Source organism: Patescibacteria group bacterium (assembly GCA_041651155.1).
In the GTDB taxonomy this organism is placed as follows: Bacteria; Patescibacteriota; Patescibacteriia; order CAIXNZ01; family CAIXNZ01; genus JAPLYF01.
This window is the reverse complement of record JBAZJU010000015.1, coordinates 1-8,039: the sequence shown is the minus strand read 5'-3', so window position 1 is coordinate 8,039 and position 8,039 is coordinate 1. Positions and strand designations below refer to the sequence as shown.

General features: G+C 36.1%; 11 protein-coding genes. 10 read left to right on the top strand and 1 reads right to left on the bottom strand.

Annotation, left to right across the window (positions count from 1 at the left end; all coding sequences use genetic code 11):
* The first annotated feature begins 170 nt into the window (after positions 1-170).
* The 10 genes from WC460_06890 to WC460_06845 all read left to right on the top strand — a co-directional run bounded on the left by WC460_06890 (position 171) and on the right by WC460_06845 (position 7,349).
* Positions 171-674, top strand: a complete 504-nt coding sequence (locus tag WC460_06890) for a flavin reductase family protein (GenBank protein MFA5189055.1) — start codon at positions 171-173, stop codon at positions 672-674.
* Positions 675-750: 76 nt separating this feature from the next.
* Entirely contained in the window at positions 751-1,065 is a 315-nt protein-coding gene (locus WC460_06885; protein MFA5189054.1) for a hypothetical protein, read from the top strand.
* Positions 1,066-1,115: 50 nt separating this feature from the next.
* Positions 1,116-1,454 (top strand): hypothetical protein, encoded by a 339-nt coding sequence (locus tag WC460_06880; protein ID MFA5189053.1) that lies wholly within the window; start codon positions 1,116-1,118, stop codon positions 1,452-1,454.
* A gap of 48 nt (positions 1,455-1,502) precedes the next feature.
* Positions 1,503-2,210, top strand: a complete 708-nt coding sequence (locus WC460_06875; protein MFA5189052.1) for an Eco47II family restriction endonuclease — start codon at positions 1,503-1,505, stop codon at positions 2,208-2,210.
* Between the two features lie 62 nt (positions 2,211-2,272).
* Positions 2,273-3,523 (top strand): DNA (cytosine-5-)-methyltransferase, encoded by a 1,251-nt coding sequence (gene dcm, locus WC460_06870; protein MFA5189051.1) that lies wholly within the window; start codon positions 2,273-2,275, stop codon positions 3,521-3,523.
* A 22-nt stretch (positions 3,524-3,545) separates the two neighbouring features.
* Positions 3,546-4,046, top strand: a complete 501-nt coding sequence (locus tag WC460_06865) for a leucine-rich repeat domain-containing protein (protein MFA5189050.1) — start codon at positions 3,546-3,548, stop codon at positions 4,044-4,046.
* 100 nt (positions 4,047-4,146) lie between these two features.
* A complete protein-coding gene (locus tag WC460_06860; GenBank protein MFA5189049.1) occupies positions 4,147-6,003 on the top strand; it encodes a glycoside hydrolase family 3 protein in 1,857 nt (618 codons plus the stop codon).
* Positions 6,004-6,241: 238 nt separating this feature from the next.
* On the top strand, positions 6,242-6,457 hold the full coding sequence (locus tag WC460_06855) for a ribbon-helix-helix domain-containing protein (protein ID MFA5189048.1): 216 nt from the start codon (positions 6,242-6,244) through the stop codon (positions 6,455-6,457).
* A gap of 10 nt (positions 6,458-6,467) precedes the next feature.
* A complete protein-coding gene (locus tag WC460_06850; GenBank protein ID MFA5189047.1) occupies positions 6,468-6,734 on the top strand; it encodes a type II toxin-antitoxin system mRNA interferase toxin, RelE/StbE family in 267 nt (88 codons plus the stop codon).
* Between the two features lie 45 nt (positions 6,735-6,779).
* Complete coding sequence (locus WC460_06845; GenBank protein MFA5189046.1) at positions 6,780-7,349, top strand: CxxC-x17-CxxC domain-containing protein; 570 nt, start codon at positions 6,780-6,782, stop codon at positions 7,347-7,349.
* Between the two features lie 209 nt (positions 7,350-7,558).
* On the opposite strand, the gene WC460_06840 is transcribed toward WC460_06845, so the two are convergent.
* Complete coding sequence (locus WC460_06840) at positions 7,559-7,822, bottom strand: hypothetical protein (protein ID MFA5189045.1); 264 nt, start codon at positions 7,820-7,822, stop codon at positions 7,559-7,561.
* Between the last annotated feature and the right edge of the window lie 217 nt (positions 7,823-8,039).

Below are 8,039 nucleotides of genomic sequence, written 5' to 3'. Positions count from 1 at the left end.
TTTTTTTTGTCATAATAACGGTAATTTTAATGAATTATCCCCTTAAGAATAGGATAATTCCTGATATTCTTCCAACCTTAGAGAAAATCCAATATTCTTAGCAGTCGCAAAAGGGGACGCTATCCTACTGTTAATAACTAAGTATTTTATCTAAAATAAGCATAAAAAATATGAAAGAATCCAACATCAACGACGCTTTTGAGGCCTTAAAGCCGGAAACCTGTATCTTTGTCATTTCCATAGACGAAAATGGCCGGCCCAGTGGCATGATCAATGCCTGGCATATGAAAGTTTCCAGAGAGCCTGGACTTTTTGCTGTGTCTTTATCTAAAAATGGTTATACTCATAAACTAATCCAGCAAAGTAAAGAATTTGTTGTTGCCGTACCAAATAAAGAACTGGAAAAAGAAGTTTTGTATTTTGGCACCACTCATGGCAATGAAGTAGACAAATTTAAAGAAACAGGACTTGAAACCGAAAAAGCCAAGTTTATTAAATCGCCCTTAATTAAAAAAGCAACTATTAATTTTGAGTGCGCTTTGGAAAAAGAAGTTGATGCTGGCGACCATATTATTTTTATTGGCAAAATATTAGCTTCTTACGTCAATTCTGATAAGAAAGTATTGTTAAACATGAAAAAAGTTGATGGTAAGAGAATATTTCAAGAATTATAATTTGTAGATTCGCATTCATTCGTTAATTAGCATTATATAAAAATTATGAAAAAATTTAAAAATAATTTCTAAATTTATGACACCAGAAAAACCAAGCAAAATTAGCAACTTTGAAACTAAAGCAAAAGAAGCGCAAGAAATTAGGGAAGGCACTGGGATTCCCCATGAGATTATTGCAAAGCGCCTAGATTATTGCGCTAAGCAGGAAGGCTTAAAAGATGGTTACTTTTCATCCGATGAGGAGATTAAAAATGTTTTAGATAAAGTCGGTTTCAAAGTTCAAGGAATTGAACCCCCTTTATCTGTACAATTTATGATGTATTTACAAGAAAAATATGGGGATTATATTTGGAGAGATTACAAACCAAAACATAGTCACGACAAAGTATAGATTGTCCAATATTCGCATTATAAATAAGTAACTTAAAAAAATTAACAGATATGAAAAAAACAGGCTTTTCATTCAAAAAAGATAAGTATAAGTCTGTTCGTGGAGGCCATTCACGTCTGTTGAATGTTTGTTGTCGTAAGTGCGAAAGTATTGTTGTAGTTTATCAAAAAGATGGTCCTGGTAATTTGCGACGTTTATATATGGATAGAATATTCGAGCCTGGGGATTTAGTCGAATTACAGGCATTGAATGTAAAAGATGTCCCTGTATTAAAATGTAGTAAATGTGGCGAGGTTCTTGGCACTCCTTATATTTATCCTAAAGAAAAACGAAAAGCTTTCCGTTTGTACCAAGACGCTGTTGTAAAGAGAATAAGAAAATTAATTTAATAATAATTAACCTAAAAAAATTACATAACACCTAATGATTTAAATTTTATGCCATACTTGAAATTTATATCTGACAAAGATCTTATTGCTGCTGTAGATAGGGTAGTAAAAATAATTAAAACTGCAGAACAAAACTCTGCTATTAATCTACACAAAAATGTAATTGATCCATTTTCTGCCTTGTTTGATGGAGTATCTCATTCAATAACCTATAAACAATGGCTTGCACAAGAAAAAGTGAGACAAATACAAAAAACAATGCAAAATGCGATTGGTGATTTTCATCAGTGCATTTTAGGATCTATACCTGGATGGACAAATCTTGGTGTCGGAGGCGGATTGGATGTTATGAATAAAAAAATGAAAATAATCGCTGAGATTAAGAATAAACATAATACAACAAAAGGAGATCATGCAGTTAAATTGTACGATTCTATTGAATCAAAGCTTAATGCCGATGAGTACAAAAATTTTACTGGATATTATGTAGAAATTATACCGAAGGGAAGAAAACAATATGATAAACCATATACTCCATCAGATAATAATAAAAAGGAAAAGCGACCGTTGAATGAAAGAATTAGGGTTATTGATGGAATAAGCTTTTATGCTATGGCCACAGGTAGGGAATCCGCTATGCAGGAGCTATTTGAAGCCATTCAGCGCATATTAGAAGATAAGTATAAGCATAAATTAGGTAGAAGTGAGGCAGGTCAATATTTTGATCTATTTAGTAGAGCATTCCCAATCAAATAACCTTTGCCTATGCAATGGTTATTTGGTATAATTATGGTAGATTAAATATCTATCATTTTTATATGAAAAAAGAAAAATTTATCACTGCTGGCGAAGCAGCCTTAAAATTGGGTATTTCTATAGATACTATTAGAAGGTGGGATAAAAAGGGATTAGTAAAGTCATTTAGGGATGAAAGGAATGACCGTTTGTTCAGTTTGGAAGAGATAAAAAGAATTCAAAACAAAACACACGGTGGCAAAAAAAGTAAATTTAAAATTCTGAAAAATAATAAAATGTCGCCATATACAGCTATTGAGTTGTTTGCTGGTGCCGGAGGTACTGCCTTGGGGATGGAAAATGCTGGGATTGAGCATGTATTACTAAATGAAAATGATAAATATGCTTGTGAAACACTTCGAATGAATAAACCAAATTGGAATGTTGTTGAGGGGGATATTAGAGAGCTTAAGTTTTTCGAAGGGCAGGCAGATATTGTACAGGGTGGATTTCCATGCCAGACTTTTTCATGCGCTGGAAAAAAAATGGGATTTGAAGATATACGAGGTACTTTATTTTTTGAATTTGCAAGATGCGTCAAAGAAGTAAAACCCAAAATTGCCATTGGCGAAAATGTAAAGGGATTATTAAATCATGACAATGGCAGAACAATTAAAACAATGGCCAGTGTATTAGAGGAATTAGGATATAGAGTTAAATATAAAATTTTAAGATCCCAATACTTTGACGTCTCCCAAAAAAGGGAGAGGCTGATAATTATTGGCGTTAGAAAGGATTTGGATATACCAATTTCGTTTCCAAAAGAAAAGGATTATATTATTCCGTTACGCGAAGCACTTTTTAAATGCCCCAAATCAGACGGACAAGAATATCCGGAAAAAAAGAAAAAAATAATGAAATTGATTCCTCCCGGTGGCTACTGGAGAGACCTTTCATTAGAACTTCAAAAAGAATATATGGGAGCCAGTTTCTATATGGGTGGTGGCAAAACTGGAATGGCAAGGCGACTATCTTGGGATGAACCATCATTGACTTTGACCTGCAGTCCTGCTCAAAAACAAACTGAACGTTGCCATCCTGAAGAAACAAGACCTTTATCTGTTCGTGAATATGCCAGAATTCAAACATTTCCCGATTATTGGAAATTTTCCGGATCTATTGCACAGCAATATAAACAAATCGGTAATGCAGTACCTGTAAATCTCGGATACTATATCGGAGATGCTGTTATAAAAATGCTAAATGGAGAAATAGAGGAGGAAATTGAAGAACCAGTATTCATACAACAACAATTAGCGGCATTTGCTACATAATTTAATAATTTTATTTAACCCTATGAAAAAACTATTTTTAATTTTATTTGTCGCCCTATTATTAGGCGGCTGTTCTTTGGCGGGACAATCAACAATCAATACAAATACTAACACCAATGTCCCAAGTAATACCAATCTTAATTATGGGGCAAGCACTCTGAATTTAAGCAATCAGAATTTAACTAAAGTCCCTGATTATGTTTTTAACATGACTAATCTGGAAGAATTAAATATCTCCAATAATAAAATTACTGGCGCAATCCAGTCGCAAATCAACCAGCTGAAAAATCTCAAAGTCCTTAATGCCAGCAATAATCTGATGACGGGCGTGCCCGCAGAAATCGGCCAACTCACAAATTTACAGGTTTTAGATTTATCTAATAACCAGTTAACTGGTTTGCCAAATGAACTAGGGAATTTGCAGAATTTGAAAACATTCAATATTTCAGGCAATAATTATTCTACTTCGGATTTAAATATTATTACTCAGAAACTTTCGACAAGAGTTAATATAATAAAATAATACGAATAAAATTTTATACCCCACATTAGTGGGCTGGCTAAAGCCAAGTATAAATTTAACTTAAAATGGAGAAACAAATTGAAAAATTTTAAGATAAGTTATGAATTTTAGGTTTAATTCCTCAAAAATAATTAAATTCCTAGCTATATTTCTGCTACTAGTAGCTGCGGTTTTGGTTTATGATTATTTTAAGTCATCGCCTTCTACTCTTCTTCCTTCACCTGATAAATATGTTAAGGTCTGTGAGGAAAATGATAATCAATGCCATGAAATAAATCTCCCTTATCAAAACTCAGCGCTCTCAACCGAAGCCAGAGTTAACGATTTGCTAAAGAGAATGACAATTTCTGAAAAAATCGGGCAAATGGTGTTGGTTGAGAAAAACAGTATCCATGATTTAAATGATATTGCGGAATACGGCTTGGGCGCACTGTTGAGTGGCGGTGGCGGACATCCTGCTGATAATACGCCTGCGGGCTGGCTCAAAATGGTAAATAATTTTCAAAGCTACAGCCAAAAAACACGCTTAAAAATACCTTTACTTTATGGCATTGATGCTAATCATGGCCACGGCAATATTCCAGGCGCAACGATCTTTCCGCATTTTATTGGTTTAGGAGCAAGCCACGATTCAGACTTAGTTAGGGAAGTGGCCAAAGCAACCGCAGAAGAGGTAGCCGCAACTGGAATCTATTGGAATTTTTCTCCTGATCTTGATGTTGCTAAAGATATCCGTTGGGGTAAAACATATGAAACTTTCGGATCAGACACCGCCAACGTAGCCAAGTTAGGGCTGGCTTATCTAGAGGGAACCCAGGATTCTGCAAATAATTACTATACGGTATTAGCCAACCCTAAACACTTTATAGGTGGTGGAGCTATGGAATATGGAACTGCTCGCAACAAAAACTTCAAAATAGAAGAAGGGAATATAACCTTAGACGAAAAAACCTTGCGTCAAGTTCACCTGGTTCCTTTCCAAAAAGCCATAACTGGCGGTGCGCAAGTTATTATGGTGGGTACTGCTAGTTGGAATGGTGATCTAAATTCCGCCAATTATCATCTCTTAACAGAGATATTAAAAAACGAGCTGGGATTTTCAGGCTTTATAGTTTCTGATTGGTACGGGGTTTATGAAATTGAATCAAGTAAATATAATTCAATAGTGAGGGCGGTGAATGCGGGGGTCGATATGGTGATGACTCCGTTTGAATATAAGGATTTTATCTCTAATATACAAAAAGCTTTAGCTAATGGCGATATAACAATGAACCGTTTGGATGATGCTGTAAAAAGGATATTAACAGTAAAATTTAAAACAGGAGTATTTGACCGTCTTTTAGCCACACCAGAAGGATTGTCAGTTATAGGCAGCGACCAGCATCGTAAGTTAGCCAGGGAAGCTGTTCGAGAATCTCAAGTATTATTAAAAAATAATGATACGCTGCCAATTTCTAAAAACACTCCTAAAATTTTAGTGGCCGGTTCGGCCGCAGATAATCTCGGCAGGCAATCAGGCGGCTGGACAGTGGAATGGCAGGGCATTGATGGCAACTGGATACCTGGCACAACGATTTTACAAGGTATTAAGCAGCTGGCTGGTAAAAATAGTAAAATAGAATATGATTTAAATGGTAATTTTACCGGACAAAAGGTTTTAGCTGAGGTTGGTATTGCTATTGTTGGTGAAAAACCTTATGCTGAGGGCTGGGGCGATAAAGTAAATCCTAGCCTGTCAGCCGAAGATTTAACGACTATTTCAAATCTGAAAAAAGCCAGTAAAAAAATTATTGTTATTATAGTTTCTGGCCGGCCGCTGGATATTAAAGAATACGCCAAGGATTGGGACGCAATTATAGCGGCCTGGCTGCCAGGGAGCGAGGGCCAGGGCATCGCCGATGTTTTGTTCGGCAATTACGCTTTTACCGGAACTTTGCCAGTGGAGTGGGATTTATAAATTGGCGGTATTATGCCAAAACTGCCAAAAAGCGTTAATGTAATAAAATAATGCTAATTATAGGGTGAACATTTGATACTTTAATTAAGATTTAGCATAATTAAAGTTAGGATATAAACTTTAATTATGAATATTAGTAATCAAAGTTATGTCTAAAGCCAGAGACTCGTGCATTTGACAAAAATAATTAGCGTGCTATAATTGTAATACAATGTGTTACAATTAATTTTTTAAAATTATGAGACAAATAATCAACATCTCTCTGCCCGCGCCCTTGGTTAAGGCAGTCAAATCCACTGTTAAAAAAAATAATTATTCCAGTACCAGTGAGTTTTTTAGGGATTTATTGCGGGATTGGCAGGCAGGCAAGCTGCTTAGTGACTTAAATGAAAGCCGCAAGGAAATAAGTTCCGGCAAAGGCAAAGTTTTGGGAGCATTAAAAGAATTGAGATAAGGTCATAGGAATGGATATGGAAATAATTTATTCCACAAAATTTGCACGCGAATACAAAAAATTGCCTCAAAAAGTTAAACTAATCGCAGAAAAACGAGAAGTAATTTTTCGCCAAAATCCACTTGATCCGCAATTAAAAAGCCATAAGCTCCACGGCAAACTTAAAGAATTCTGGTCTTTTTCAATTGACGGTAATTACCGGATTATTTTTGAGTTTAGTAAGGATAAAGGCCAAATATATTTTCATTCCGTTGGAAATCATGATGTTTATCAATAATGCAAATAAAATATTAGAATTATTAATAACTAACAAACAAAATTTATGAGAAGAGATTCAAAAAGAAGAGACGATAGAGGCGGTCGTGATTTTGGCACAAGATCACAAATGCATGAAGCAATCTGCGCTGAATGCGGTAAAACATGCGAAGTGCCATTTAAACCAACAGGCGACAAGCCAGTCTATTGCTCTAATTGTTTCACTGCCAGACAAGGCAGAGAGCCAAGAAGAGATGACAGGGGAGGTCGTGATTTTAGCAGACCAAGATTCAGAGACAGAGACAGACAAATGTTTTCAGCTATCTGTGATAAATGCGGGAAAGAATGCCAGGTTCCTTTTCAACCAACGCCTGGAAAACCAATTTTTTGTGATGATTGTTTTGACAGAGGTGGTAAAGCTACTGACAGAGGCGGTGATAGAGGTGGCGCGCTTAAAGGCGATCAGCTAGCTAGTATTAATGCCAAGCTTGATAAAATTATGAATGCCTTGATTGCTGCTAAAATTATCAAACCAGCTAAGGAAGAAAAAACAGTTAAGGAAGTTAAACCAGAAGCAAAAAAGGCTGTGGGTAAAAAGAAAGCTCCTGCTAAGAAATCCACAAAAAAGAAGAAATAATTTTATTCACCTTTGAATCTCCACCTTAGACAAGGGGGAGATGATAGAGGGGGTTGACCCTAAGAACCTCCCCCTGCCTTCGTTAAAACTACGGCAGGCAGGCCGAACCCCTCCTTGGTAAGGAGGGGAGAGCGTGGGTATATAACTGGCTATAATTAGTTTAAAAAAATACCGCCCATGTATAATTTAAGGGCGGTATGAGGGGTGGCTTATGACGCCATCGCTAGTGTATTATATCTTGAGTTAAGGATTTGCTCTTCATTGGGTGCAGGTGTTTTTAGCGCCTGGGCAACATCAATCCGCAGGGTTCTCAGCTCGAAAAGCATTGACTTGTCAGAGAAGGAGAATCCTTCACCATGCATGAATCCGTTATCACAAACAGAACAGTTGTCTAGGCCAGTTTTCTTTTTTCTGGCTGCGAGTAAGCGAAGTCGGGCTCTTATGGTAAATAATTCCACATCATTTTCCGGCATGACTTCCTCCTTTCTTTAGAAATAAATCTAGAAATACTTGATTAATCCATACTACCTTAAATATTGATATTTGTCAATAGTTTTAAGAATGGTAGCGTCCCCTTTTGCGACTGCTATTTTACAACTTTAAGCAATCGATTCCTGTAATGTCTGCGCCGGCAATTTCTATCGGCGCCTTGCCGTTTCTGTGTCTTCTTTTTTTACGGCAATCAGTGAA

What these genes read in the sequence shown, in the direction of transcription:
- WC460_06890 (MFA5189055.1), top strand. Translation starts at nt 171, where the DNA reads ATGAAAGAATCCAACATCAACGACGCTTTTGAGGCCTTAAAGCCGGAA.
- WC460_06885 (MFA5189054.1), top strand. Translation starts at nt 751, where the DNA reads ATGACACCAGAAAAACCAAGCAAAATTAGCAACTTTGAAACTAAAGCA.
- WC460_06880 (MFA5189053.1), top strand. Translation starts at nt 1,116, where the DNA reads ATGAAAAAAACAGGCTTTTCATTCAAAAAAGATAAGTATAAGTCTGTT.
- WC460_06875 (MFA5189052.1), top strand. Translation starts at nt 1,503, where the DNA reads ATGCCATACTTGAAATTTATATCTGACAAAGATCTTATTGCTGCTGTA.
- dcm (MFA5189051.1), top strand. Translation starts at nt 2,273, where the DNA reads ATGAAAAAAGAAAAATTTATCACTGCTGGCGAAGCAGCCTTAAAATTG.
- WC460_06865 (MFA5189050.1), top strand. Translation starts at nt 3,546, where the DNA reads ATGAAAAAACTATTTTTAATTTTATTTGTCGCCCTATTATTAGGCGGC.
- WC460_06860 (MFA5189049.1), top strand. Translation starts at nt 4,147, where the DNA reads ATGAATTTTAGGTTTAATTCCTCAAAAATAATTAAATTCCTAGCTATA.
- WC460_06855 (MFA5189048.1), top strand. Translation starts at nt 6,242, where the DNA reads ATGAGACAAATAATCAACATCTCTCTGCCCGCGCCCTTGGTTAAGGCA.
- WC460_06850 (MFA5189047.1), top strand. Translation starts at nt 6,468, where the DNA reads ATGGATATGGAAATAATTTATTCCACAAAATTTGCACGCGAATACAAA.
- WC460_06845 (MFA5189046.1), top strand. Translation starts at nt 6,780, where the DNA reads ATGAGAAGAGATTCAAAAAGAAGAGACGATAGAGGCGGTCGTGATTTT.
- WC460_06840 (MFA5189045.1), bottom strand. Translation starts at nt 7,822, where the DNA reads ATGCCGGAAAATGATGTGGAATTATTTACCATAAGAGCCCGACTTCGC.